This is a genomic window from Pedobacter polaris, from assembly GCF_005116505.1.
In the GTDB taxonomy this organism is placed as follows: Bacteria; Bacteroidota; Bacteroidia; order Sphingobacteriales; family Sphingobacteriaceae; genus Pedobacter; species Pedobacter polaris.
On the sequence record NZ_SWBR01000006.1, the window covers coordinates 54,188 to 80,148 of the forward strand.

Consider the following 25,961-nt stretch of genomic DNA (forward strand, 5'->3'; position numbering starts at 1 on the left):
AACTATTGAAATTTCGGTTATAAAAAGTACAGTGCCTCAAAAAACAGGCACTGTACCTAAAAAATATTATTTGTTAGCTAAACCTAATTGATACATAGATTTGATAATTGCATCTGGCATGAACCTGTTATAAATTCTTACTTCATCAATTACCCCAGTCATTGCTCCGAAAGCAGCATCAGTATTAACTGTTTTACCTGGAATTAAATTATAATTCGCACCAAAAATTAATTCACCAGGCTCATAAGATTTGAAAAGGTTGTTGCCAACTCCTCTATCAGAGAAACTACCTATGTTTACACCATTAGCTACAATGTTTAATCTTCCAGTTAAACCATTGTAAGCCAACACCAAATGAACCCAGTTATCAGGTCCAATTTTTGGGGAAACTGTATTGTTTAAATTATCTTGTGTACCACCCCCAACAGTTGCGAAAACAGGTTGAATACCTATAAAATCTAAGTTAGTTGCAGGTCTAGAATTTGTATTCAAATTGATGTTCAGGCTCCCTTGAAGATTTCCAGGTCTTGCCAATGTCAATAACATTGTACGTTTTGAACCATTGTTAGATATTTTAATCCATTGGCTTATAGTGAAACTTTTAAATACATCTGTTTTAAGATTAGCTAATTGTGTTCCATAATAAAGATAACCAGCGTTAAGGCTTACTGCTTTACCTTTAATGCCTGTTACAAGTGTGTTCCCTGCAGCTAATGTTGGTGCAGTGCCACTTATTTTTTCAGCATAATTCTCATCGAAACTAAAGTATGCCACTAAATTAGCTGGATAGATCTCATCAGAGCTTTTAAAGCCATCAATTGTTCCTACATAATCTGCTGGATCAACCTCTTCAAGATCATTTGGATTATCATCTTTTTTACAAGAAGATAATGTTACTGAACCTACAAGCAGGCCTAGCATTACATATTTATATAAATTTGAAAATCTCATCTTTCTGTTTTTTAAAATTAATAACCATCATTTTGTTTCAACACGTTTTTACTCAAATCTATTTGAGTTTGTGGAATTGGCAATAAATTATCTCTACTAGCAGAAAAATTTGTTTTACCAGCTGCATTCATTGCAGTTTGAGAAATACCCCATCTCACAATATCAAAGAAACGATCATGCTCCATAGCTAGTTCAATTCTTCTTTCTTGTTGTATAGCACTTCTTAACAAAGTTTGATCGGTTGTAGTTACATTAGGTAGAATACTTGCGTTTCCTGCTCTAGCTCTAGCTCTTACACTATTCAAGGCAGTTAATGCATTTGTAGTATTGTTAGCTCCACCCACCTCATTTGCAGCTTCTGCGAACATTAAAACCACATCTGCATATCTTAAAATTCTAACATTCATCCAATAGCCAAAGTTATTGCCAATAGATGCTCGGTAAGCAGGACTGGTATGCGTTTTATGATTGTACCTTGGATTTGGCAAACCTAATGGCGTAACCTCTCCATAAACTGTAATTCCTGGTGTTGTACCTGTACTTGTATAAAGAATTGTTCTTGCTTTACGAGGGTCATTAGGTTCATACGCTGCCTCAAGCATTGCGCTTGGCACATTCCATCCCCAACCTAAATTCCATGTTCCAGAGCCACGTACACCTTGATGACTAGAGTTTTGAATTCCGTTAGCAGTTGGTACTGTTGCACTTGCTGTAGCCTGAATTTCAAAAACAGATTCTGAACTGTTCTCACCACTTTCACCAAAAATTTTGGTATATGGAGTTAATAAATCATATTGACCAGATGTCATTACTGCATTTGCTGAAGCCATAGCCATAGACCATTTCTTTTCAGTTAGATATACTTTAGCTAGAATGCCATTTGCGGCACCTTTTGTAGCACGGCCAACAAATTTTTTGTCCCAGTTTAATGGCAAGTTTGCAGCTGCAAAAACTAAGTCACTTTCAATGAATGCATAAATTTGCTCTGGTGTACTTTGTGGGATGTTTGAGCCTACAACTGTGCCTAGTTTATCTATCAAAGGAACTTTTCCAAAAAGACGCACTAACATAAAGTAAGCGTATCCACGCATGAATTTTGCTTCAGCTTCTGATTGAATTTTAACAGCATCTGTTGCAATAAGATCTTTATTGTTTTCAATCTCATATAAGGTAATATTACATTTGTTGATTAATGCATAATACCCCAACCATAATGCGTTACATCTTCCATTACTTGGTAAAACGGGGAAATTATCCATAGAAATCACATCGGCCCCACCATCTGAAGGAGTACTACCTTTATCGGCATCATCACTTCTAATACTTGTGGCTACCATAAAACCATCTACGTGTACATCATAAGATCTTAAATCTTTATAAGCACCAAACAGGAATTGATCATATACTCCAGAACCTAAAGGATATGGATAATCTTCTTTGGTATATTCTCCCTGTTTTTCTGTATCAAGGAATTTTTTACATCCCGAATTGATAGATAACAATGTTGCAGCAAGTACTGCAACACCTATATATCTTTTTGTATGATTAAATATTTTCATTTTATTTATATTAAATAATGATTTACAACTTAGAAAGTTACGTTTAAGCCAAACGAGTAAATTGCAGGTACAGGATAAACGCCGTTATCAGCACCACCTGCCAAAATGTTTCCAATTTGAGCTTCAGGTGTATAACCACTCACTTTACTCCAAGTTTTGATGTTTTGACCACTTAAGAATAACCTCAATTTGTTAACGCCAATTTTAGTCAATGCATTAGCGGCAAACGTATAACCAACTTGTACATTTCTCAATCTGAAATAGTCACCATCTTCTAGGTAATAACTACTAAAAAGGAAATTGTTAGATCTAGCATTGTTTAATATTGGCTCTACATTTGTTGACCCTTGACCAGTCCATGCATTTAGCCTGTTGCTTTCGTAGTTTAATACTGCAAACGCTGCAGTTCTACGTTGTGTATATATTTTGTTTCCAGCTACACCTTGACCGTCAATTGTGGCATCAAAACCTTTATAGTTCATACTTAAGCTTAAACCATAGCTATATGGAGGGAAAGGGGTTCCTAAATACGTTCTATCCGCTGGAGTTATAGCACCATCACCATTTAAGTCTGCATATTTTATATCACCAGGTTGAGAATCTGCAAAACTGCCATTCGTTGCAATGTCTGCAGGATTTTGGTAAATACCAGTTTGTTTGTATCCATAAAAATAACCAATTGATCTACCAGTTTCAGTTACATTTATACCACCATTACCTAGAATTTTAAACTCAGATGTATTGCCAAGTGAATTAACAAAGTTCTTATTGTAGCCAAAATTGGTTGTGAAATTATAAGAAAAATCATCGCCAATTTTGTCATTCCAACCCAACATCACCTCAATACCTTTATTTGTGATTTTACCTAAGTTGGTGAAAAATGTTTCACTACCCAGTGTGCCAAGAAGTGTATATGATGTTACAATATCACTAGTTGTTTTGTTGTAGACTCCAATCTCTGCTGATAGGCGATTATTTAATGCTTTAACCTCTAAACCTAAATCTACGCCTTGTACAGTTTCGTAACCCAAGTTTGGATCCACTCTATAGGCATTCTGAACAGCAGTATAAATATTATCCCCAAATATTGCAGTTGATGAATTTGATAAGCCAATTTGGAAATAGTTATTTGGAACTCCGTTAGAATTTCCAATTCTACCCCACGAACCGCGTAGCTTTAAGAAATCAATTCCTTTGATATTGTCTTTAAAGAAAGACTCCTCACTTGCAACCCATCCTAATCCAACACTACCAAATGTTCTCCATCTGTTCATCTGTGGAAATTTAGAACTTCCATCTCTTCTAGCAGTTGCATTTATTAAATATTTGTTTTGGAATGAATAGCTACCTCTTAAGAAAAATCCTGCATTAGATTCCTCAGAACCGCCACCATTATTGAAAGTAGGGTTATTTGCATTAATAATTCCTAAATACCATAAATCTGGATCATTTGGAACGTTCAATGTTGTATCTCTACGAGAACCTGAAAGACTTGTGCTTGATGCAAAATAAGATGAAAAACCGCCTACCGCAGTTACCTTATGCCCACCTTTAAATTCTTTATCAAAAGTTATGGTATGATCTTGTTGATATTTACGGAATTCACTCGCGGCTTGACCAACGGTTGTTCTAACAGATTGATCGTAAAATCTTTCTGTTTGTGCAAGGCCTTCTCCTAAGTTAACTACCGTAAATGGAAGTGGTGAATAATCTCTTGAATTGTTAAAGCCTAAATCGGTATAGACAGTAGACCTTAATGTGAAATCTTTTAAGAATTTAATCTCTGCAAATAAGCTACCATTTATTCTGTAACCTCTATTAACTGAAGTATTCCTGTTACGTTCTAAAGCATAAATTGGGTTGCCAACCTGCGCTCTTTGAAATAACGGCATTGTATTGTATAATCCGTCTGGACTTTGAACAGCAACAATAGGAGCAGCCCAGATTGCATTATTTAAACCAGCTTGTGATGGGTTGTTTCTCCAGTGAAAACCAGTTATGTTTCCCCCTACTTTTATTTTATCGGTAATACGAATCTCCTCATTTAAACGTGCAATGAATTTTTTATAGTTATTATATTTAACTACACCGTCTTGGTCATTATATCCAATATTAATTAACGTAGTGCTTTTTTCTCCGCTATTGCTAATACTCACTGAGTTGGTATTAATAGTAGCATCACGCAAAATTAAATCCTGCCAATCTGTATTAGCCGTATAATTTGTATAATCTTGGGGAGCTGCATTTAAATTTGCTAATTGTGCAGAATATAATTTCTTAAACCCTTCAGCATCTGTAACATCAATTCTATCGATAATTCTTTGAATACCTAGAGTACTTTGAAAGTTTACAGTAGTTTTCCCTCTAGCAGAAACTTTGGTAGTAATTGCAATTACACCATTAGCCCCTCTTAGACCGTAAATTGCAACAGACGACGCATCACGCAATAAGTCTATAGTTTCTATATCAGCAGGGTTTAAAAAGTCGATATTATCAACCATTTGCCCATCTACAACATATAATGGACTAGCACTATTTGTACTGTTTATCCCACGAATACGAACAACAGGACTTGCACCTGGACTACCTGAATTGGTAATTGTTAAGCCTGGTACCTTACCTTGCAAAGCTGCAATTGGATTTGTTACAGCGTACTTTTCAATATCGGCTCCTTTAACGCTGGCGATTGACCCTGTAACATCTCTTTTCTTTTGAGTACCATAACCAACTACAACAACTTGATCAAGATCATTTTGTGCTAGTCTTAGGGTAACATTAATTGTTGTTTCATTGTTGATTGCGATTTCTTGCGTTGTAAATCCAATATAGGAAAATACAAGTGTTGAATTCGCAGGAGCACTAATAGAATAGTTTCCAGTTGCATCTGTTTGAACTCCATTTTTTGTTCCTTTAATTATAACGCTAGCGAAAGGAATTGTAATTCCTTGATCGTCTTTAACTACACCCTTAACTGTAACATTTTGGGCGTAAGCAACGTTTAATAAAAGCAAACAAAGTGTGGTGAGGACAGAAAATTTTGTAAAGATTTTTTTCATACTATTTACATTTGTTTATAATTGATTACTCTAATTTTCTGTTTTTGTTTGGTTAATACAAGTTATAACACCTATACATTAATACATCATTGGTTAAATGTGTACTATCTCATACCGGTAGACAAAGTTGAATATTAGTCTAAAAACGATGTTTTTTAAGGTATAACAGGAAAATTACAACTACTACAAAGCAATTATTTCAAGATAGACTTGATGAAAGAAAAATTGAGGTATGAGAGGTAATGATGTAGTGTTAAAGTTCCATTAAAAACTCTGTTAAGTTTTTATCATGCGGAACTTCTAATTTTTTACGCAAACGATAGCGTCGAATTTCAACGCCTCTAAGTGAAATATTTAAAAGAGAGGCCATTTCTTTGCTGCTCATATTCATGTGTAAGTAAGCGCAAAGTTTAAGGTCGTTGGGTACTAAATCTGGGTGGTTAGCTTTAAGCTTTTTAAAGAAACTTTCATGTGCTTCATTGAAACTGCTCTCAAATAAATTCCAATCTCGCTCATCATTCATCCCATCATCAATAACTTTTTGAATTTTTCTCAATTGATCTTCTGAAAGCTTCTTACCGTTCTCATCTCTCAATTTCGTCATTTCTTCGCTTAGTTTTTGAAGCAATTCGTTTTTGTAAACTAAACTCATGGCAGAATTTGCTAGTTCTCTATTTTTACTTGCAAGCTCTGCCTGTAACTTCTCAGTTTGTATCTTTATAATTTGCTTCTCTGTAACTTCAGCTTCTTTCTTTAAAAATTCTTCTTTTTCTGCTTGAAGCTTATCAGATATAGCTTGCTGGTCTTTACCTAATTTAGCTTCATAAATTCTTTTACCAGCTATTAAGGCAATAATACCTGCGATGATGTAAAACAAGATTGCCCAATTGCTGCCATACCAGGGCGGTGCAACTGTAAACTCAAACTCTGTTATAGTGCTAATTGATTTCTCATTTATTTTTGCCCTTACTTTAAACTTGTAATTTCCCCTACTAAGGTTAGTAAAATCTTTTTGAGTTGCAGGGCTCCAATCAGACCACTGTTTTGAATATCCTTCTAAGTAATACTGAAATTTAACTTTTGATTGTCGGTAATAAGGAAGTGAAAAAGATATTCTAATGTTATTTCTACTAAAAGAAATTTCTATTGGATCGCCATCATTACCGTTTTCGGTTAGTGTAGCATATTTGTCAGTAATATCTTCAACCCTCCTAATAAGTACTGAAGGAAGTTTTAGTGGCTCATTGTTGTATTGGGCATTTGTTGTATTATAGATTACAAAACCATCATCAACACTTATTAGATATATTTTACTGCTAATCTGACTAATGTTTTCATAATACTGCACCATTCGTCCATCTAAGATGCTGAATCTACTAGAGTCTATTGCTATTTTACCAGGTTGAATTAAGTTAACCAAGCTCATTTTACCATGATTTATGAACCAGTATTTTTTTAAACCTGCATTGATAATCTTATTAGCTGTAGCGTAACTGCCTAACCTTTTATTAAGTGCCTCATATTTGCTAAAGCGATTACTGATTTCGTCATAAACTAAAAAGCCAGCATCCGAAGAAAAAATAATCTTGTTCTCAACATTAAACATATTGATATTAAAACTGCTTGGTAATCCATTACTTTCATCATAAAATTGGATGTTTTTAGCACTTTTTAAATCTTCACTTAAGGTTAGCTTGTATAGTCCTTTGTAGGCATGACTAACCCAAATGTCTCCCTTGTTATCTTGTTCAATATATCTAGAAGGTTCGCCAAAGCCGGTTACTTTATGACTAAATCTCCAATTTCCACTGGCATCTTTAACAAAAAGAACCAAGCCAGTATAAGTGCCTTGAATAAGATAATTTGGATTAGAATTTAACTTTTTAATGGTCCACCCACCACTTATGCTAGATATTTTTTCCATTCTTTCTCCAACAATGTTGAAGGTGCCATCGTTATGCCCGCAAATTAATTGGTTGTCTATTAAACTTAAGTCCCAAACTTGGCCTTGTGAATTTGGTATGAGCTTAAAATCAAAACTATTAAAAAGGTTGCCGTTTTCTGGTAACCAAGGGCTTACAAATAAACCTTGATTTGTACCTAGATAAATCTTATTCTTCACAATCAAGCTCGAATACACAGTGCCAAACTGACCAGTTTTATCAAAATAAAAATAGAGTGGAGAGTTAAGTTCAATTCTATCAATTCCATTATCTAAACCTGCCCAAAGATTTTGCTCATTATCAGCATATAAACTAAGAATGGTATTGTTCTGTAACCCACTAGATTTATTAATTCTTTGTACCACATTCCCATTTTCATCAATAATGATTAATCCATTTAGAATAGTGCCATATGCATAATACTTGTTTAGTATTTTAACACCATTATTGAGTTGGTAGGTTTTTAGAAATGAGTTTGCAGGACTTGAAAGAGGTTTAAAATTAGTGCCATCATATATGAAAAGTCCATTTTTGCTGGTTCCTATAATAAAGCTGTTGTTTTTATAAGGGAGTATAGAAAGGATACCAGTAACTCCTAAAATTTCGCTTCCAGCTAATGGAATTAGGTTTTTTCCTTGCAACTCAAAAAGCCCTTTGCCCAACACTTCGGCAAAAAGTTTATTTCCAACTAAGTGTACAAACAAAAACGGATTGGATGCTTTTATAACACTAACTTTTTTGTTTTCGTAAACAAAAATGGTAGAGAAAGTTTGAAAAATCACCTTTTTATCAACTACATATATTTTCCAAACTTCATCAGTTATTTTATATGGTTTCGGAATAAGGTTGATTAAAGATTTATAGGTTAGTCGTTTATCCTGATAAGACCAAAAACCAAACTCTCCAAAACTACCTGTATATATCATTCCATCAGTTGAAGTTGCTACTGAACGAACAATTTGACGATTTGGCATTTTATATTGTTGCCAATATTTGCCGTCAAAAGTTAAAAGACCTTCGGCATTGCCAAAATACATTAGTCCATTTTTGTCTTTAGCAATAGACCAATTTTGGTTGCCAGATAAATAAGATGATTTAGGATAATTTTGAACGTAAGGAACCCCTATGCTTTGAATATCACTAGCTAGTAGCTGCACCGAGCTAAACCAAAATGCTATAAATGCAATAAAATATTTGGTAAAACTGTTTTTCATTTTAAATAACGCAACTACAATTGTTGCAAAATAATATTAATAACTAAGAATATGTAAATTGAGCATAAATATAGTTGAAGCGCAATGCCTGTGATCATCGGTTTTGATAGTCCCGCCACCATTTCATTACTCTCTCGATGATATCGAGATTGCTGGCTTTCCATTTTGTTGGGGCTAGTTAATTTAGGCTAACCTAAGTTACTTAAACCTGACAGGAGCGAGTACGAAGCCAATCTTTCTAGCATTAAAGTGAATGGCAGGACTCACTGATCCATAAAATGCCGGAGCTTGCTTTTTCTAAATGTAAAACTAAGCTTTTACAGGCTGAGGAACTTTTACATAATATCCAGTACCATCATAAGGACGCTTGCGAGGATGAGTGGTGCACGCAACGGAGCAGCAGCCCTGTAGCTTATCTCCGCATTCATCACATTGCGTAATGTGCTCATTGCATTCTGGATTGGCACAATTTATCATTTTTGGAGTTGTAGTGCCACAGTTATAACAAACAGAAACTATGGTAGGATTTACAGAATTCACATCAACGGCAATACGATTGTCGAAAACATAACATTTGCCCTCAAAATCTTTTCCACCCGCTTCCTTGCCATATTTTATAATGCCACCATGTAATTGATAAACATCAGTAAAACCATGATGAAGTAGTAATGCCGATGCTTTTTCACATTTAATACCTCCTGTACAGTAGGTCATTACTTTTTTGTCCTTGTATTGAGCTAGCGCATTAATTTGATCTGGGAAATCACGAAAATTCTCAATATCAAGTGTTACGGCATTTTTAAACTTACCAAGATTATGCTCATAGTTAGAACGTACATCGAGTATAACAACGTCATCGCGATCTAGCATTTCACTAAACTCTTTTGGCTCTAAATATTTTCCTGTTTTCTCATTCGGATTAATAATACTTGTGTCTCTTAAGCCAGAGTATACTATTTCTGCTTTGTAACGACAATGCATTTTGATGAACGAGGGTTCAGCAACCTCATCAATTTTGAAATCGGTTTTAGCAAAACGATCATCGGCTTTAATGTGTGCCATGTAAGTATCACAAGCTTCTTTTGTTCCTGAAACAGTTCCGTTAAGACCTTCTTCGGCAACGATAATTCGGCCAACTAATCCTAAAGATTTACAAAAAGCTAAATGGTCTGCTGCAAATTGTTCAGCATCTGCTATTGGAGAATAGCAATAATAAAGTAAAGTATTGTATGTCATAATTTCATTGATACTGTTGCAAACAGCGTTTAATGCATGACAAAGATAATAAATTGAGTAATAAGTTGTAGGTTATAAGTAATAAGTATAAACTTAGAACGTAAAACTTATAACTTACAACGTATTAAAGGCCATAAGCTATTCTAAATCCTTGATCAACTTTTTTGCTTCCATCATAAGAATACCCATAACTTATACCAAAACCTAAACGTTGAATTCCGAAATAATATTCAGTATAATTCTTTTTAGCAGGTTGAGTTAAGTAGTTGATTCCTACAAACTCTTCTAGTTTTAATTTACGCAACAACGGAACTTTATTTAAGAAAAAGCCAGCAAAATTATGCTCTAAATGCGCTTCAGCATATTGTCTATCGGTACTATACTGATAAAAATCTAAGTACCTAAACTTCCTTAAGTTTGGGGGGAATACCGTTGAATTGTTACCTCTAAAATGTTTGCTATCTGGATAATAAACTACATTATTGTTTAAGAATTTTCCAGCACCGATTACAAAAGATGTGTAACCAAATAATCCTGCACTAATTCTTTCTTGGTAAATCTCTAAGCTTAATAAATCATAATCTACGTCACTACTTAAAATGCCTTTTATTCCTTTTCTATAACTCAACTGAAAACGAGGATATTTAGACTCCTGGTAAATTTTAGCATCAGGTCTGGTAATGTATTGCTGGCCAATAGTGTAAACCAAGCTTGCAGAAACATTAAATGAATTGTAAGTTGGGAATAAAGGTGTTTCTAAACCTGGAGTAAAAGGGTTGTTTGAAGTAAACTCTTCATCTTTAACATTCCTAAATTTATAATCGCTAGTGTTTTTTAGCGTATGGTTTCTAGTATATTCAATCGACGCATATGCCTGTAAACCATCGGCTAACTCTCTTGTTGTATTGATGTTTAAAAATTCCTTTTTGTAAAATTTAGCTAAATTTCTTTCAAAAAATAAAGTGTTAATAGAGTTGGAGAGTAAACTCATAGAGCCATATCTATTTAAGTCTGCAATGTCAGAACCAAAACTACCGCTTATACTCCCTCTTTTTAGAGGGTCATACAAATAACTACCGCTTAAATTAGCTGTAAATACGTGATTAGAAAAACCGTAACGAACCTCTGGTCTTATGTTAAAGGTCTTTCTATCATCAAGATTTTTTCTGAAAGTAACACCGTATTTTACCGCAAAACCTTCAACTGTGTTATAAAAAATAGATCTTATAATTGGGTCAAATTGAATATATTGTTTTTCGTATCTTTTATTAATACTATAACCACGAAGCATGAGTTTAATAATACCAAATTCGTTACTGGCTTTCTCTAATGAATCTAAATATGGTTTAGAGAGCTTACGCATAGCGATACTATCCTTGCGCTTGTAATCGAATCTTTCTTCATCTGTTAAAGGAATAGGCCTATTGTTCATCCAATACAGCGAATCTTTTTTATTTACGGCTTTGGTAATTTTTAAAATTTCTGCTGTGAAAAAGTTTTTCGGGAAATTAGGGTGAATATTATAATTACTATAAATCCCTATGAAATAACCTTCAAACTTAAATTTAAAAATTCCACCATTAAACTGAAACCTAACACTATTTGGCATATAAACATCCTCAACCTTAACAAATTGTTGGCTAATATTTAAAGTGTCAACAAAATTTATTCCTGCATCTTTAGTAAGGTTAAGATTGGTGCCCATTAAACGCCAACTATCATCGGCAATGTATATAATTCCTCTAAAAGCAGGGTCGTTGGTTCTACGAGGAGTTACCTCAATTTTATTTATCGTTACTCCGTTTTCTTCAGTTGTACCTAATAATTTATATTTATAGTAAAACATTGCCTTATCTGCAATTGGCGAAACAAAACTTCGTGCACTTAGCCCTGTATTTTCTAGCATTAAATTTTCATAAAAATTGATAATCAAATCTGATGCCTTATTGAAACTGAATGCATTATTATTTCCGGAAACCTTTGATGAAACCATATCTTCATGAATTTGATTTGGTCTCTTGAAGCTAAATGTAGATTGAGTTTCTGATAGATATAAAATTCCTTTTCTATTGGTATCTAGGTCTAAGGTTTTTTGTATATCTCTACCGAAGAATTTTTTTGGAGCACCAACTAATTTCTGTAAACCTTTGGTGTAAACATCAGCACTGTAAGCTTCAACCTCATTTAAATGTTGTTTCCTTAACTTAATGGTTTTCCGAATAATCTCATAAGCTGGATCTTCTGCATTTGGTCTAATAGTTACATTATTAAGTGTATAACTTTCTGTAGACAAAGTCTGATTGATGATTAAATTCGAATTAACCTCAATATTTCTTTCTGTAATTTTAAAACCAATTGCTTTATATATTAAGGTATAAGAGCCCTTATCCAAGGTGAGTTTGTATGATCCATCAACATTTGCAGAAACGCCTTTACTCGTATTTTTTACATAAACTGAAGCAAAAGGAATAGCATCGCCATTGCTTTCAATAATTTTCCCTGTAATTTGATATTGTGCTATAGATGTACTTGCTAGCGCTAAAATAATAAGTAGCGAGAGGTATATTTTCTTCATATATAGATTAAAACTGTAAATATCGGTTTAGTTCTAAAAGTAAACGCATATAATGTGTTAAAGTTTGTTAACGAGTAAAATATTATATTTGTGACGAAATTTACTATCAAATGGTTGCATCAACAAAATAACTATGTATAAAACACTACAACCCGTTTTACAAAAAGAACTTCAAGAAATAGAAAACGCAGGCTTATTTAAACGCGAACGTATCATTACTACACCACAGGGTGCAGATATAAAAGTGAGTTCTGGCGCAGAAGTAATTAACTTTTGTGCCAATAACTATTTAGGTTTATCATCACACCCTAAAGTAATTGAAGCTGCGAAAAAAGCAATTGATGATTATGGCTATGGAATGTCTTCAGTGCGTTTTATCTGTGGCACTCAAAATATTCATAAAGAGTTAGAAGCAAAAATTTCTGAATTTTTGGGAACAGAAGATACCATTTTGTATGCTGCAGCATTTGATGCCAACGGTGGTGTTTTTGAGCCATTATTTGGGGCAGAGGATGCTATTATTTCTGATGAGTTAAACCATGCTTCTATTATTGATGGTGTGCGCTTATGTAAGGCTCAACGTTTCCGTTATAAAAACGCAGATATGGCTGATTTGGAACAGCAATTAATTGCAGCTGCAGCTTGTCGCCATAGAATTATTGTAACAGATGGCGCATTTTCAATGGATGGTTCTGTTGCTCCTCTTGATAAAATTTGTGATTTGGCTGATAAATATGAAGCCTTAGTTATGATTGATGAATCCCATTGCACTGGTTTTATAGGTAAAACTGGTCGTGGTACGCATGAATACTTTAATGTTATTGATCGTATCGATATCATTACAGGTACTTTGGGTAAAGCTTTAGGTGGTGCATCTGGCGGATTTACAGCTGGTAAAAAAGAAATCATTGATATGTTACGCCAGCGTTCTCGCCCTTATTTATTCTCAAATACTTTGGCCCCTGCTATTGCTGGAGCTTCTGTTGCTGTTTTAGACATGTTAAGTGGTACCACAGCTTTACGTGATAAATTAGAAAATAACACTAAATATTTCCGCGAAAAAATGACTGATGCAGGTTTTGATATCAAGCCTGGTTTTCATCCAATTGTTCCGGTAATGTTATACGACGCTAAGATTGCACAAACTTTTGCTGCAAAAATGTTAGAAGAAGGAATTTATGTAGTAGGGTTTTTCTATCCAGTAGTTGGACAAGGTAAAGCAAGAATTAGAGTTCAACTTTCTGCTGCACATGAGCAACATCATTTAGATAAAGCTATTGCCGCATTTACAAAGGTTGGTAAGGAGTTAGGGGTAATTTAATTACCCTTAATTCGTTATATTCTCAATTCCCCCTAAATGAAAAGTTGCTCAAAGTTTATTATTCTAAGTGTAGTTGTATTGATGCTATTGGCAGGATGCGAAAAAAGCACGGCTCCATCGTATAAAATTGAAGCAGAAGCCAAAACGCTTTTGGATGTTGCTTACGGTACAGAATCCAAACAAAAAATGGATGTCTATTTACCCGCAAATCGGACTTCAAATACTGGCATAATCATATTTGTACATGGTGGAAGTTTTATTGGGGGTGATAAAGCCGATATACAATCACAGGCAAAATACCTGGCAGGTAGCGGTTATGCAGTTTTAAATGTTAACTACCGCTTGGTGGATGGTACAGGTTTAATGCAAACTAATCCCGCACGAATAGAGAGCGCTATAAAGGTAAAAGATCAAATTACAGACATGAATACCATTATAGATTATGCCATTGCACACGCTAAAGAATGGGTTGTAAATGCAGATCGAATTGTAATGGTAGGGCATAGTGCTGGTGGTTCATTGGCCTTGCTCTATAGTTATGATAAAAGAAATACCAAAGTAAAGGCTGTTTCCAATTTGGCTGGTGCAATAGATTTAGTATTTTCAAATATCCCAAATTGGCAATTTTTACCTCCGGCATTGTTAGAGGCTGGTTATCGGTTTACTGGTTTTGAAGTTGCTTTAGAAAACGAGCAATATTATAAAAACATCAGCGCTTTAAGTGTTGCTAATACAACTCAAAAAATTCCTACTTTAAATGTTTTTCCGCAAAACAATAATGTTCAGGGTTTACCTAGGCAAGATATTGTCACTTATCATACTTTTACAGCAAAGCTAAATGAACTAAAAGTGCCTAATGAGTTTTATTTTGTAGAAGGCTCTGATCATTATTTTAGTCAGAATGGTAAATGGCAATTGGTCTTGGCTAAATCAATCAGCTTTTTTAATACAACGTTAGATTAGCCTAACTTTTATAGTTACTAGTTCATTTTCTTGTAATAAATGCGTTTCAAGTGAATATTTGAACCGACGACCTATAAAATTATTCTATAAAATGCTGTATATTTGGCAGATGTTACAAGACCAGATCACACAGTATACCGCAGAGATCAATGCATTTGACACCACAAGTGCAGATGAACTGGAACAATTCCGTATTCGTTTTTTAGGAACAAAGGGTATTATTAAAGACATCTTTGATGAATTTAAAGCCGTTTCCCCCGAAGAAAAAAGAACATTAGGGAAAGTATTAAACGAATTTAAGCAATTAGCAGAAGCAAAATATCAAGCTTTAAATGAAATTACCGCAAATTCACAACTGAAAGCAGAAAACTCAGACGTGGATTTGACTTTACCTGGAGAAGGTTTTGAAATTGGTGCTCGTCATCCATTAGCTTTAGTAAGAAGAGAAATTATAGAAATCTTTAATAAATTAGGTTTCAGCGTTGCCGAAGGTCCAGAAATTGAAGATGATTGGCATAATTTTTCTGCTTTAAATTTTCCAGAAGAGCATCCAGCTAGAGATATGCAAGACACTTTCTTCATTAAAAAAGGTGGAGAAAAAGGTGATATTGCCTTACGTACACATACTTCATCGGTACAAGTTAGAATGATGGAAGCTGGTCAGCCGCCATTTAGAGCTTTAATGCCTGGGCGTGTTTACCGTAACGAAGCAATTTCTGCAAGAGCACATTGTTTCTTTCACCAAGTAGAGGGTTTATATGTAGATGAGAATGTTTCATTTGCAGATTTGAAACAAACCCTGTTTTATTTTGTTCAAGAACTTTACGGAGAAGGTACAAAAGTACGTTTCCGCCCATCATATTTTCCTTTTACCGAACCAAGCGCAGAGATGGACATTTCTTGTACCATTTGTAAAGGTGATGGTTGCCAGATGTGTAAACATAGCGGTTGGGTAGAAATTTTGGGTTGTGGAATGGTGGATCCTAACGTTTTAGAAAACTGCGGAATTGACAGTAAAAAGTACAGCGGTTTTGCATTTGGAATGGGTATTGAACGTATTGCCAATTTGAAGTTTGAAATTAAAGATTTGCGATTATTCTCTGAGAACGATGTTCGTTTCTTAAAACAGTATAAAACAGCAATTATATAATGAAAAGGTTATTGGGCTTGCTAATGCTATTCTTAGTGGCGAGCTGTGGAAAAGAGGAATATAATATTCCAGATGTACCAGTTAATTACAATGTTACCTTGGTAGAGTTTGGGATAAAAGCTGTAAATAATGTATTACTGGTTCCAAACAAGGGGGTAGCTGGCCTAATTATTATTAGAACACCAAATGGTTTTGTTGCTTTTGATCGTTGTAGTACGGTTAATCCTGAAAAAGCTTGTAGTATAAACCCAGACGATAGTGGTTTCACAGCAACAGATCCTTGTACGGGTGCGAAATTCTCACTTCTCGATGGGAGCCCCCAAAAGGCTCCAGCAGAAAGAAATCTCAAATCTTACAGAGTTTCGCAGAACAATAGCACCTTATACATAACTAATTAATGGAACCAGAAAAAATAAAGGAAAGTATTATAAGAGCTGCTAAAGAGCTTTTTAGAAAATATGGTTACCATAAAACCAGTGTAAATGAAATTGCCAAAAAAGCACGTATTGCAAAGGCAACCATTTACAAATATTTTGATAGCAAAGAACAAGTTTTGGATGCTATTTTAATGGACTACCTTGATGTAAATCTCCATGAAATTTTAAGCAATAAAGTAACTTTCGCAAGTGAAGAGGAGCATTTAAAAGCATTGGTAATGAAAACCTGCCGTTTGTCTTATACAGTTTGTAATGAGTTTATTGGCTGGGATTTTGTGCGTGAAAATGCAAACTCTCAAGAGTTCTTAAAACATCTTTCAGACCAGCTTGAAGCACTTTTGCTTTCTGCATACTTAGAACTAGACCACTTTAAAAAGAACCCAGCACGACGTGGTGGCTTGGCGTTTCTATTAAAAGCGAGCAAAAGTATTGTTTTCTCTTTCGCTTTCACTTCGGTAAGTGATGCCGATGTGCGCAAGAACTTTGTAACCTTCCAAAAAGAACTATTGCCTTATTTGGTAAAGGCAGCTTTATAGGTTTTTTCATGTCGTCATGCTGAATTTATTTCAGCATCCTTTATGCTCTTCGTGATTTGCAATCACGAAGTCTTATCTTTCGCTACTATAAATTAAATCCGCTGACGGTAATTCTTAACTAATTATTCTATTGGTTAGTGCCTCACCAACCAAAACCCAATTCATATCTATATTCTATATTTTAACGGGTGATAATAAATTTATTTATAAGAATCCTAACTTTGAAGTATTGTCTATATAATTAATGCTGTGTATGGAAGCGAAAGAAATCTTAAAAAATCATGTCTGTAAGATAACGCAGCTAACTGATGAGCAGTTTGATTATTTTTTCTCGCATTTTAAAAAACAAAGTTATAAAAAAGGACAAGCGATCATTAGTGATGGCGATAACGTAGACTGCGAATACTTTGTAATTTCAGGATGCTTAAAATCTTTCTTCATCAACGATGACCTAAAAATGTACATCCTTCAGTTCGCCATGCCTACTTGGTGGGCATCTGATTTTAATGCACTTTATAACCATACAAAAGCTACTATAAATCTCGATTGTATCACTGATGCAGAAGTGCTTTGTCTCTCCAATAGTGATAGAGAAAAATTATGTAATGAACTTCATTCAGTAGAACATTTTTTTAGGTGGAGAACAAATAGAGGATATGTGGCAACCCAAAAAAGGTTATTATCATTGATGAACAACAATGTTAAATATAGGTATGAGGAATTGCTAAAAATGTATCCCGAACTTTATAACATTGTTCCCAAAAATCTCATAGCAGCTTATTTAGGTGTTTCAAGAGAAACACTTAGTCGATTATATAGTTCTGAAAAGTGATGTACATCACATAAACAATAGCACCTTTCAAATGTGATGTAGGTCACGCTAGCACCTCAAAAATCCTCCCGTACTTTGTGTTGTAATTAAAACATAAAGAAAATGAAAAATCAAAAATTTGAAGTGCTAAATGCTCAAAGCAGCATTCAATGGGTAGGGAAAAAAGTAACAGGTGCACATGATGGTACTATTGGTATAAAAGGAGGTGAACTTATTTTAAGCGATGGCGAACTAATAGATGGTAACTTCACCATAGACACTACATCCATTGTCATACTTGATGTAACCGATCCCACAACTAATGCTCAGTTTGCAGGTCACCTTGCATCTGATGATTTCTTCTCTAGTCAAAAATTCCCAGAAGCCACATTAAAAATCATTTCTGTTTCCGGTAAACATATCGAGGCTAACCTAACTATCAAAGGTATCACACATCCAATTGGTTTTGATGCAGACATTAGCTTAAAAGAAGGTGTGTTAACAGCGACAGGTAAATTAATGGTTGACCGTACTAAATATGAAATGAGATTTCGTTCAGGCAATTTCTTTAAGGATTTAGGTGATACTTTAATCTACAATGATTTCGAACTAAATGTAAGTGTAACCGCTAAAGAGGTAAGTGAAACCATTTTAGCATAAAAATTATAGCCATGCCATATATAAAAATAGAAGTAACTCGTGAGGGAGTTACAAGAGCGCAAAAACAAGCTTTAATTAAGGGAGTAACTGATCTAATGACAACTGTTTTGAATAAAGATCCACAATTAACATTTGTTGTAATCCAAGAAATTGATTTGGATGATTGGGGACATGCTGGAGAACAAGTATCAGTATTGAGAGAAAAAGGTATAACTGCTGAAAAGAAATAAGACGATGAAAAAGCAAACAATAATTGTTACTGGTGCCTCATCTGGTATAGGTAAAGAAATAGCTCGTCACTTTTTAGCAAATGGCGACAACGTAGTGATCAATTCATTAACTAGTGAGAAATTAGAAGAAGTCTATCAGGAATTAGGGGGAGGAGAAAATCTAGCGTTGGTTGCTGGTAATATAAGCGATAAAAAAACAGGCAAACAGCTTTTGGCTACCGCTATTGCAAAATTTGGATCAGTAGATGTATTGGTCAATAATGCAGGTATTTTCGAAACCAGAGCATTTTTAGAAGTAGATGAGGCTTACCTTAACAAATTTTTAGATACAAATTTAAAAGGTACATTTTTTACTACGCAGGCTATCATCCCACAAATGATTAAGCAACAAGATGGGGTGATTATCAATATAGGCACGCCATTGGTAAACCATGCGCTAGGTGGAGCAAATATTACTGCACAAATGGCTTCTAAGGGTGCAGTACATGCACTTACCCTACAGTTAGCAGCAGAATTTGGTAAAAATAATATCAGGGTTAACACCATTGCACCTGGTACAATTCGTACTCCTATGCATGGCGATACTGTAGATGAGAGTGCAGGATTACACTTGCTAAACCGCGTAGGTGAGGTACATGATGTTGCAGAAATGGTTTTTTTAGTTGCCAAAAGTAATTTTATTAGTGGTGCTACCATCAATGTAGATGGTGGAATGGGAGCCGGTCATCACTTAAATTAATAGGAGAACGCTTTTACTAACTGCTATTCATTTGTAGCAACGCTGTTATCAAAAGCACAAAATTTTAAGAAAATGGAAAATAATCAGCAAGAATTATTAGCAATTACTGAGATGCTAGAAAAATATTATTTCAAAGGAATCTATGAAGGTGATGTTGATAAATTAAAACAAGTTTTAAATCCTGGCGCTTTATTGTTTGGAGATGTAAAAGGGCAAGCTTATGCAAAAACACTCGACCAATATCTGGATGCTGTGCAACACCGCCAAAGCCCGAAAGATTCAGGTAAATTATTTAAAGGAACAATTACATCAATTCATGTAATTAACTCCATCGCTATTGCTAGGGTTCGAGTTAAAATGTATGAGTTTAATTATGAAGATTTCCTATCATTTCATAAATTAGATAACCGCTGGGTAATTGTTAATAAGATGATGACAGACATTGCCGACTAAAATTTTAAATTATGTGGTATCAAACAGAAGCATCCAAAATATTAGGTATTCAATACCCTATTTTGCAAGGACCCTTCGGTGGTAATCTGTCATCCGTTGAGCTGGTATCAATTGTATCTAATGCAGGCGGACTTGGTGGTTATGGCGCTTATACATTAACTCCGGAAGAGATTATTCAAGTAGATCAGCAAATAAAAGCATCAACAAATAAACCTTATAATATCAATTTATGGGTTTCAGATACAGATACAGTAGATGGTTCGGTATTAGATGAACATTTTAAAAAGGTAGAAGTATTATTTAAGCCATATTTTGATGAATTGGGAATTGCCATGCCTGGAAAACCAGAACCGTTTAAATCTCGATTTGAAAATCAGGTTGAAGTAATCCTTCATCAAAAACCTCCAGTATTTAGCTTTATGTTTGGTATCCCATCAGCAGATATCCTTGAGCAATGTCATAGACAAGGAATTGTTACTATTGGTGCTGCAACTACATTAGATGAAGCTATCGCATTAGAAGTAGCGGGTGTTGATCTGATCATTTCCTCAGGTTTTGAAGCAGGAGGACATCGTCCATCCTTCCTCAGACCGGCAGAGTCATCTACAACCGGAACATTTGTATTGCTACAATTAATTAAAGAAAAAGTGAAAACCCCAGTTATAGCAGCTGGCGGTATTGCGAATGGTAAGGGTGTGGCTGCGGCATTGATGTTGGGCGCTGATGCTGCTCAAATTGGTACGGCTTTTTTGGCTACCGACGAGTCTAATGCTACTCCCAAACATAAACAAATGCTGTTTTCGGATGCAGCAAAATACACTACCTTGTCCAGAGCATTTACAGGAAGATTGGGTAGGGGAATAACTAGTCGAATTGCTAAAGACCTCATTCATAAAGAGAAAGATTTCTTGCCATTCCCATTGCAAACAAAATATATGTCTCACTTAAGACAAGCAGCTATTGAACAAGAAAAGTGGGATATGATTTTGTTCTGGGGTGGACAAATTGCTCCCTTACTAAAATACAAAAAAGCAGCTGAGTTGATGAGGTCGATACTAGAAGAAACAACAACTTGTTTCGAGCAATTAAAGGTTCAATGATAATTGCTAAAAGAGATCATGCACGCTATTTAGAAGACCTTGCATCATAACATGAAATTATCAATCTGTAATTGGTTAAGTTTTTGACCTTAGATTTTTATTGTGACTTGTTGATGTCTTCTGTTGTTGTTCGTACTAATAATCAAAACTCAATTCAATATTTTCAAAAGAGTTTAACTATTAAAGCTTAAAATTTTAATTAACTACAAGTTTAAACACATATGCTCTAGCCATTTTCGGTTGGCAATGCAGCGGGCATAATCTGTTGTGTTATCCTTCATATTTGCATCGTAAAAGAATGATAAAAGGTTAACCTTTTAGACGCACTTTAGTCGGGGTTAGTTCGGGCCTGGTTCGGGCTTATGACAATTGAACCCGAACTAACTGTGTCTCAAATGCGAATGAAGTTAGAACTAAAAGTGAAGCTGTTAATAAGCTGTTATTATTCTTTTGATAAGCACATATATCCAAGTTTTAATTGTTGATACATCTTTTCTGCACAAGGTAACCTCAAACTGTGATGGCCTACTTTTGTAAAACCCGATCATAAACGAAAATCATTTTTTGTCGTCCTAAGTGTAGTCGAATCATAAAAAGATTGCAGTGAATTGCGAAACTTCCATTAAAAACAGCGTTAAACCTGCTTTTCAAATCATTCAACTAACTTAACAGAAAATTAACATATACCGTTTTGGTTTTTGGTATATAATAGCCTATATTTGTAATATTATCATCATAAATCTATTGAAATGAGTAAAGAGACACTAGAAATTTCTGTAATGGTTGATGAACAATTCGATATGAAATTTAATTGGCTAGAAGGTACTTTTGGGTTAATCCTTAAAATCTTTGGTAAATAAATTCACTATCTAATTTGTTTATTGTTCACGAGTTCCCTCAACTCGAAAGGAATTATAGTGCTTCAATTTTAATAGTGGAGTTATATTAACTCACCAGTCTCATATCTCACTTCTCAATACTCTTTTTACTATCTTTGCAACAATGAGTAGAAACAGAAGAAATGCTGAGCCAATCCGTATTGAAGGATTAAGCATTATTGATATTGCAGAAGAAGGAAAAGGCGTAGGCAAAGCCGACGAATTAGTCATTTTTGTAGATAAAGCCGTTCCAGGTGATGTGGTTGATATCCGTGTGGTTAAAAAGAAAAAGAACTTTGCTGAGGCTATCATAGAGAACATACAAAAACCATCAACATATCGTGTAGATCCTTTCTGCAGTCACTTTGGCACTTGTGGGGGTTGTAAATGGCAACACATGGATTATGATGCTCAATTGCGTTTTAAACATAAAAATGTAGAAGCTGCTTTACAACGTTTAGCAAAAATTGATACTTCTGCAATGGAACCAATTTTAGGTTCTGCATCAAATAGATATTACAGAAATAAATTAGAATATACTTTTTCGAATAAACGTTGGTTAAATGCAACCGATATGGAATTTGAAGCTGAAGGTAGAGAAATGAATGCCTTGGGTTTTCACGTTCCGTTACGTTTTGATAAAATTTTAGATATTGAGCATTGTTATTTACAAGCAGAACCAAGCAATAGTTTGCGTTTAAGAGTTCGTGAATATGCTTTAAAAAATGATATCAGTTTTTACGATTTACGTAACCACGAAGGTGCATTAAGAAACCTGATCATTAGAACTTCGTCTACCGGAGAAGTGATGGTTGTTGTAGTGTTTGCATATGCCGAGCAAGAGCAAATTAATGGATTAATGGAGCATTTAAAAGTTTCATTTCCAGAAATTACAGCTTTACTTTACATTGAAAATCAAAAAAAGAACGATACTATTTTTGATCAAGATGTAATTACTTATGCAGGTAGAGATCATATTTTTGAGCAAATGCCAGTAGATGGTGGCGTAGTTAAATTTAAAATTGGTGCAAAGTCATTCTATCAAACCAATTCGGAGCAAGCTTATGAGTTATATAAAATAACCAAAGAATTTGCAGGTTTTAAAGGTGATGAATTGGTTTATGATTTATATACCGGTGCCGGAACAATTGCCAATTTTATAGCTAGTGGTGTTAAACAAGTTATAGGCATAGAGTATGTGCCAACAGCGATAGAAGATGCAAAATTTAATGCAGAGTTAAATGGAATTAACAACACCATTTTTTATGCAGGTGACATGAAAGATATCTTAACAGGCCATTTTATTGCAGAACATGGTAAACCAGATGTGGTAATTACAGATCCTCCAAGGGCTGGCATGCATGCAGATGTAGTAGAGAGATTGTTAGAAATGGAAGCAGAAAAAATTGTTTATGTAAGTTGTAATGCAGCTACACAAGCACGTGATTTAGCCTTACTGAAAGAAAAATACGAAGTATTACGAATTAAACCTGTAGATATGTTTCCGCATACGCAACATGTGGAAAATGTAGTTTTGCTAAAACTAAGATCATGAAATACGCCTGGATTGGTTTTGTAATTATTGTTTTTTTAGCTGCTTGTAAAGGAGAGGCTAAAAAAGAAGAGACAATAATAGGAAAAGCTGATTCAAGCTTAGGTTCTGTTTGGGTTAAAGCAAAAGATGGGATTATTGATACCGTATTACTAAATAAAACAGATACTGCTTTTGTTTGTAAGCCAAAGCCCATTAAAGATGATATTGGTGATAAAAGAAAGGAATATTTAACTTATGTGTATTTCTCTAATAAAGACTTTCCCATACTTACCCACAAAAATGCCATTGGTGCATCGTTATTTTTATGTGATGATTTAGATGGTGATGGGAAACCAGAATTGTTATTAAAGTCAGATTGGTTTAGCAGTTGTTGGGCAAGTATAAATCTGTATTCAATTAAAAAAGGCAATTGGAAATTGATTAAACAGGGGAGCATGTATTTCTGCTCAGATAAATACCCACTAAACAAAAGAATAATTAAAACAGAAAAAGGTTACGGCTTATTAACAGATAGCTTAACCGATGATAAATTTATTACACTAAAAAAAGAGATTAAGTTTTAAGCATATGGAGAGCGAGGAATTATTAGGCAATTTAGGCCAAGAAGAAAATGGAGTACCAAAAAAAGAAAAGAAAAGTCCGCTAATTAGTTTAGAAAAGGATTTAACTTTTTACGCAGATTCGATTAAAGAGGTTGCTGTAGAGATTATGATGGAAGGAATATCTTTACATCCGATTTTTATTGCCCATCAGCACGAAGTAAGCATCGGCGAGGTGATTTTAAACAAAGCCGATTTAAATACAGACTGGACCATCCAAGCATCTACATTAGAAGAATTTATTCAAAAAGGAATTATTCATCCTGATAAGAAAGAGCAATTTTTAAAGACCTATAAAAAGCCTGAAAATTATATGTGTGTTTTTGTGGTTGTACCGCAAGGAGCAAACTTTGTGTATTATCCTTACCCAAAAGAGAAATAAAAGATAGTTAATGGTTGATAGTATACCGTCTAAGAGCCAATAATAAAACATAACAAAAGCCAATATTGCATCCACAATATTGGCTTTTTAACTAAAACTAAACTAAAATTATTTTCTTTAAGTCTTCTCTAAGCGATTAGAGCTTAATTGACGTGATGTACATCTCCACTTTTAGATGAAGAAGTCTTTTTCAAAACAGCACTTCCTTTGTAATTTACATCACTGCCGCCACTAGCGCCCGCTTCTAAAGCCTTGTTTACGTAAATATTTGCATCGCTACCACCACTTACAGTTACTCTTGCATTGTTAACCACGTAGCCAAAAGCATCAATGTCAGAGCCTCCGCTAGCAGTAGCTTGCAAGTTTTCACCGCTACCTTTTAATTCAGCATCGCTACCACCACTAATGGTTAAGGTTAAATCTTTAACAGAAAGTGTTAATTTTAAATCAGCACCACCACTAGCTTTTAGATTTAGAATATCAGCTTTTAAATTATTCTGCGTATATACATCTGAGCCACCACTTGCACTTAAACTTTTTAAGGTTTTATAATTTAAATAAACTTTAATGCTTTGATTTTTAAACATACTACCCCAGTTAAGGCCTTCTTTGTATTTAATGGTAAGTACACTGCCACTTTGTTCAACAACTACATTTTTAATTAAATTATCTTCTCCTTTAATTGTTAAAGCTTCATTTGTTCCCTGGGTAATGTATAAATCAATCCCGCTACTCACTGTTACTCCATTAAAAGTTTTTACACTTACGTTTCTACTATTTTGAGCTATAGCATGGCTGTTATTTAAACCAACAACTAATAATAGGAGTGCACTGGTTTTTAATAAGGTTGATAATTTCATGATTTTATCTTTAAGGTTTGTGTTTATTAGACGCAACTACCTATAGAAACGTTGCAGAAAAATGAAATTATTTTTTTGTGTTTGTTTTTGAGGCTTAAAGTCGTTCTTTTGTAATGCGTAATAATGCCATGCCATGCCGAATAATCAAGTCTTAATTCTCGATAAACAACAAATTGCTCAGAAGATTAATAGAATCGCCTACCAGATTTTAGAGGATAATTTAGATGAAAAAGAAATTATCCTTGCAGGAATTTGGGATCGTGGTTACAAATTAGCCCTTCGCTTACAAACAGTATTACAACAAATTGCAACATTTAAGGTTACAATTTTACGTGTAGATCTCGAAAAACAGAATAGCAAATTAGTAGCTAAAACAGATTTACCAGAAAGTGAATGGAAAAATAAAGTGATTATTCTGGTAGACGATGTTTTAAACAGTGGTAAAACCCTAGCTTATGGATTGGGCGTTTTCTTAAATACACCACATAAAAAAATACGTACGGTTGTTTTGGTAGATAGAAGTCATAAAATTTTCCCAATCGCAACAGATTTTGTTGGCCTAGAATTAGCCACCATTTTAAAGGAACATGTGGATGTGGTAATGGATGTTGAGGGAGAAGAAGATAGAGTCTATTTGAGTTAGGTATTATAAAAAAAATACGCAGCTGGAGATAAGGTTTTTAAAATAGATGATTTGTTTGAATGCAATTAATTAGCTCCGATAAACAATTTCATATACTTAAAAAGATATAA

The 25,961-nt window shown here is 34.4% G+C and carries 23 protein-coding genes; 16 read left to right on the forward strand and 7 right to left on the reverse strand.

All coding sequences use genetic code 11. The features are described from left to right. Positions 1 to 66: 66 nt before the first annotated feature. The 6 genes from FA048_RS18900 to FA048_RS18925 form a co-directional block, all read right to left on the reverse strand. A complete protein-coding gene (locus FA048_RS18900; RefSeq protein ID WP_136844083.1) occupies positions 67 to 951 on the reverse strand; it encodes a LamG-like jellyroll fold domain-containing protein in 885 nt (294 codons plus the stop codon). A gap of 17 nt (positions 952 to 968) precedes the next feature. After that, the gene (locus tag FA048_RS18905) at positions 969 to 2,510 is read right to left on the reverse strand and encodes a RagB/SusD family nutrient uptake outer membrane protein (RefSeq protein ID WP_136844085.1); all 1,542 of its coding nucleotides are present in this window, start codon (positions 2,508 to 2,510) and stop codon (positions 969 to 971) included. Positions 2,511 to 2,539: 29 nt separating this feature from the next. Beyond that, positions 2,540 to 5,566: a SusC/RagA family TonB-linked outer membrane protein gene (locus FA048_RS18910; RefSeq protein ID WP_136844087.1), complete on the reverse strand. Its 3,027-nt coding sequence runs from the start codon at positions 5,564 to 5,566 to the stop codon at positions 2,540 to 2,542. Between the two features lie 253 nt (positions 5,567 to 5,819). Further along, on the reverse strand, positions 5,820 to 8,723 hold the full coding sequence (locus FA048_RS18915) for a triple tyrosine motif-containing protein (RefSeq protein ID WP_136844089.1): 2,904 nt from the start codon (positions 8,721 to 8,723) through the stop codon (positions 5,820 to 5,822). Positions 8,724 to 9,032: 309 nt separating this feature from the next. After that, entirely contained in the window at positions 9,033 to 9,962 is a 930-nt protein-coding gene (gene trhO, locus FA048_RS18920) for an oxygen-dependent tRNA uridine(34) hydroxylase TrhO (RefSeq protein ID WP_136844091.1), read from the reverse strand. A 121-nt stretch (positions 9,963 to 10,083) separates the two neighbouring features. Then, positions 10,084 to 12,534 carry a DUF5686 and carboxypeptidase regulatory-like domain-containing protein gene (locus tag FA048_RS18925; RefSeq protein WP_136844093.1) on the reverse strand — a complete coding sequence of 817 codons (2,451 nt, stop codon included), beginning with the start codon at positions 12,532 to 12,534 and terminating at the stop codon, positions 10,084 to 10,086. 133 nt (positions 12,535 to 12,667) lie between these two features. Between FA048_RS18925 and kbl the strand changes: the two genes are divergently transcribed. The 15 genes from kbl to FA048_RS19000 all read left to right on the forward strand — a co-directional run bounded on the left by kbl (position 12,668) and on the right by FA048_RS19000 (position 24,348). After that, a complete protein-coding gene (gene kbl, locus FA048_RS18930) occupies positions 12,668 to 13,855 on the forward strand; it encodes a glycine C-acetyltransferase (RefSeq protein ID WP_136844095.1) in 1,188 nt (395 codons plus the stop codon). A 36-nt stretch (positions 13,856 to 13,891) separates the two neighbouring features. After that, on the forward strand, positions 13,892 to 14,818 hold the full coding sequence (locus tag FA048_RS18935) for an alpha/beta hydrolase (RefSeq protein WP_136844097.1): 927 nt from the start codon (positions 13,892 to 13,894) through the stop codon (positions 14,816 to 14,818). A gap of 109 nt (positions 14,819 to 14,927) precedes the next feature. Next, the gene (gene pheS, locus FA048_RS18940) at positions 14,928 to 15,968 is read left to right on the forward strand and encodes a phenylalanine--tRNA ligase subunit alpha (protein ID WP_136844178.1); all 1,041 of its coding nucleotides are present in this window, start codon (positions 14,928 to 14,930) and stop codon (positions 15,966 to 15,968) included. Next, the gene (locus tag FA048_RS18945; RefSeq protein ID WP_136844099.1) at positions 15,968 to 16,366 is read left to right on the forward strand and encodes a Rieske (2Fe-2S) protein; all 399 of its coding nucleotides are present in this window, start codon (positions 15,968 to 15,970) and stop codon (positions 16,364 to 16,366) included. Before pheS ends, FA048_RS18945 begins: the two co-directional genes overlap by 1 nt. Then, entirely contained in the window at positions 16,366 to 16,941 is a 576-nt protein-coding gene (locus FA048_RS18950; RefSeq protein WP_136844101.1) for a TetR/AcrR family transcriptional regulator, read from the forward strand. The genes FA048_RS18945 and FA048_RS18950 overlap by 1 nt, the downstream gene beginning before the upstream one ends. A 253-nt stretch (positions 16,942 to 17,194) precedes the next feature. Next, positions 17,195 to 17,773: a Crp/Fnr family transcriptional regulator gene (locus FA048_RS18955; RefSeq protein ID WP_136844103.1), complete on the forward strand. Its 579-nt coding sequence runs from the start codon at positions 17,195 to 17,197 to the stop codon at positions 17,771 to 17,773. A gap of 102 nt (positions 17,774 to 17,875) precedes the next feature. Further along, positions 17,876 to 18,412, forward strand: coding sequence for a YceI family protein (locus tag FA048_RS18960; protein WP_136844105.1), 537 nt, complete (start codon positions 17,876 to 17,878; stop codon positions 18,410 to 18,412). A gap of 11 nt (positions 18,413 to 18,423) precedes the next feature. After that, positions 18,424 to 18,642 (forward strand): tautomerase family protein, encoded by a 219-nt coding sequence (locus tag FA048_RS18965; RefSeq protein ID WP_136844107.1) that lies wholly within the window; start codon positions 18,424 to 18,426, stop codon positions 18,640 to 18,642. A gap of 4 nt (positions 18,643 to 18,646) precedes the next feature. After that, positions 18,647 to 19,381 (forward strand): SDR family NAD(P)-dependent oxidoreductase, encoded by a 735-nt coding sequence (locus tag FA048_RS18970; protein WP_136844109.1) that lies wholly within the window; start codon positions 18,647 to 18,649, stop codon positions 19,379 to 19,381. Between the two features lie 72 nt (positions 19,382 to 19,453). Next, the gene (locus tag FA048_RS18975) at positions 19,454 to 19,834 is read left to right on the forward strand and encodes a nuclear transport factor 2 family protein (RefSeq protein WP_136844111.1); all 381 of its coding nucleotides are present in this window, start codon (positions 19,454 to 19,456) and stop codon (positions 19,832 to 19,834) included. An 11-nt stretch (positions 19,835 to 19,845) separates the two neighbouring features. Next, a complete protein-coding gene (locus tag FA048_RS18980; protein WP_136844113.1) occupies positions 19,846 to 20,934 on the forward strand; it encodes an NAD(P)H-dependent flavin oxidoreductase in 1,089 nt (362 codons plus the stop codon). A gap of 749 nt (positions 20,935 to 21,683) precedes the next feature. Beyond that, positions 21,684 to 21,794, forward strand: coding sequence for a phenylalanyl-tRNA synthetase subunit alpha (locus FA048_RS18985; RefSeq protein ID WP_136844115.1), 111 nt, complete (start codon positions 21,684 to 21,686; stop codon positions 21,792 to 21,794). A 142-nt stretch (positions 21,795 to 21,936) separates the two neighbouring features. After that, complete coding sequence (rlmD, locus tag FA048_RS18990; RefSeq protein WP_136844117.1) at positions 21,937 to 23,367, forward strand: 23S rRNA (uracil(1939)-C(5))-methyltransferase RlmD; 1,431 nt, start codon at positions 21,937 to 21,939, stop codon at positions 23,365 to 23,367. Next, entirely contained in the window at positions 23,364 to 23,930 is a 567-nt protein-coding gene (locus FA048_RS18995) for a hypothetical protein (protein WP_136844119.1), read from the forward strand. Before rlmD ends, FA048_RS18995 begins: the two co-directional genes overlap by 4 nt. A gap of 4 nt (positions 23,931 to 23,934) precedes the next feature. Then, positions 23,935 to 24,348 (forward strand): hypothetical protein, encoded by a 414-nt coding sequence (locus tag FA048_RS19000; protein WP_136844121.1) that lies wholly within the window; start codon positions 23,935 to 23,937, stop codon positions 24,346 to 24,348. 143 nt (positions 24,349 to 24,491) lie between these two features. On the opposite strand, the gene FA048_RS19005 is transcribed toward FA048_RS19000, so the two are convergent. Next, positions 24,492 to 25,208, reverse strand: coding sequence for a head GIN domain-containing protein (locus FA048_RS19005; protein ID WP_136844122.1), 717 nt, complete (start codon positions 25,206 to 25,208; stop codon positions 24,492 to 24,494). Between the two features lie 133 nt (positions 25,209 to 25,341). Between FA048_RS19005 and FA048_RS19010 the strand changes: the two genes are divergently transcribed. Beyond that, positions 25,342 to 25,851 carry a phosphoribosyltransferase family protein gene (locus FA048_RS19010; protein WP_136844124.1) on the forward strand — a complete coding sequence of 170 codons (510 nt, stop codon included), beginning with the start codon at positions 25,342 to 25,344 and terminating at the stop codon, positions 25,849 to 25,851. The last annotated feature ends 110 nt before the right edge of the window (positions 25,852 to 25,961 follow it).

Bases quoted from the DNA above. Each gene is read 5' to 3' on its own strand.
- FA048_RS18965 (WP_136844107.1), top strand. From the start codon at position 18,424: ATGCCATATATAAAAATAGAAGTAACTCGTGAGGGAGTTACAAGAGCG.
- FA048_RS18945 (WP_136844099.1), top strand. From the start codon at position 15,968: ATGAAAAGGTTATTGGGCTTGCTAATGCTATTCTTAGTGGCGAGCTGT.
- FA048_RS18995 (WP_136844119.1), top strand. From the start codon at position 23,364: ATGAAATACGCCTGGATTGGTTTTGTAATTATTGTTTTTTTAGCTGCT.
- FA048_RS18915 (WP_136844089.1), bottom strand. From the start codon at position 8,723: ATGAAAAACAGTTTTACCAAATATTTTATTGCATTTATAGCATTTTGG.
- FA048_RS18925 (WP_136844093.1), bottom strand. From the start codon at position 12,534: ATGAAGAAAATATACCTCTCGCTACTTATTATTTTAGCGCTAGCAAGT.
- FA048_RS19000 (WP_136844121.1), top strand. From the start codon at position 23,935: ATGGAGAGCGAGGAATTATTAGGCAATTTAGGCCAAGAAGAAAATGGA.
- FA048_RS19005 (WP_136844122.1), bottom strand. From the start codon at position 25,208: ATGAAATTATCAACCTTATTAAAAACCAGTGCACTCCTATTATTAGTT.
- FA048_RS18935 (WP_136844097.1), top strand. From the start codon at position 13,892: ATGAAAAGTTGCTCAAAGTTTATTATTCTAAGTGTAGTTGTATTGATG.
- pheS (WP_136844178.1), top strand. From the start codon at position 14,928: ATGTTACAAGACCAGATCACACAGTATACCGCAGAGATCAATGCATTT.
- FA048_RS18950 (WP_136844101.1), top strand. From the start codon at position 16,366: ATGGAACCAGAAAAAATAAAGGAAAGTATTATAAGAGCTGCTAAAGAG.
- FA048_RS18960 (WP_136844105.1), top strand. From the start codon at position 17,876: ATGAAAAATCAAAAATTTGAAGTGCTAAATGCTCAAAGCAGCATTCAA.
- rlmD (WP_136844117.1), top strand. From the start codon at position 21,937: ATGAGTAGAAACAGAAGAAATGCTGAGCCAATCCGTATTGAAGGATTA.
- FA048_RS18955 (WP_136844103.1), top strand. From the start codon at position 17,195: ATGGAAGCGAAAGAAATCTTAAAAAATCATGTCTGTAAGATAACGCAG.
- FA048_RS18985 (WP_136844115.1), top strand. From the start codon at position 21,684: ATGAGTAAAGAGACACTAGAAATTTCTGTAATGGTTGATGAACAATTC.
- FA048_RS19010 (WP_136844124.1), top strand. From the start codon at position 25,342: ATGCCGAATAATCAAGTCTTAATTCTCGATAAACAACAAATTGCTCAG.
- FA048_RS18910 (WP_136844087.1), bottom strand. From the start codon at position 5,566: ATGAAAAAAATCTTTACAAAATTTTCTGTCCTCACCACACTTTGTTTG.
- FA048_RS18900 (WP_136844083.1), bottom strand. From the start codon at position 951: ATGAGATTTTCAAATTTATATAAATATGTAATGCTAGGCCTGCTTGTA.
- FA048_RS18980 (WP_136844113.1), top strand. From the start codon at position 19,846: ATGTGGTATCAAACAGAAGCATCCAAAATATTAGGTATTCAATACCCT.
- FA048_RS18975 (WP_136844111.1), top strand. From the start codon at position 19,454: ATGGAAAATAATCAGCAAGAATTATTAGCAATTACTGAGATGCTAGAA.
- FA048_RS18905 (WP_136844085.1), bottom strand. From the start codon at position 2,510: ATGAAAATATTTAATCATACAAAAAGATATATAGGTGTTGCAGTACTT.
- FA048_RS18970 (WP_136844109.1), top strand. From the start codon at position 18,647: ATGAAAAAGCAAACAATAATTGTTACTGGTGCCTCATCTGGTATAGGT.
- kbl (WP_136844095.1), top strand. From the start codon at position 12,668: ATGTATAAAACACTACAACCCGTTTTACAAAAAGAACTTCAAGAAATA.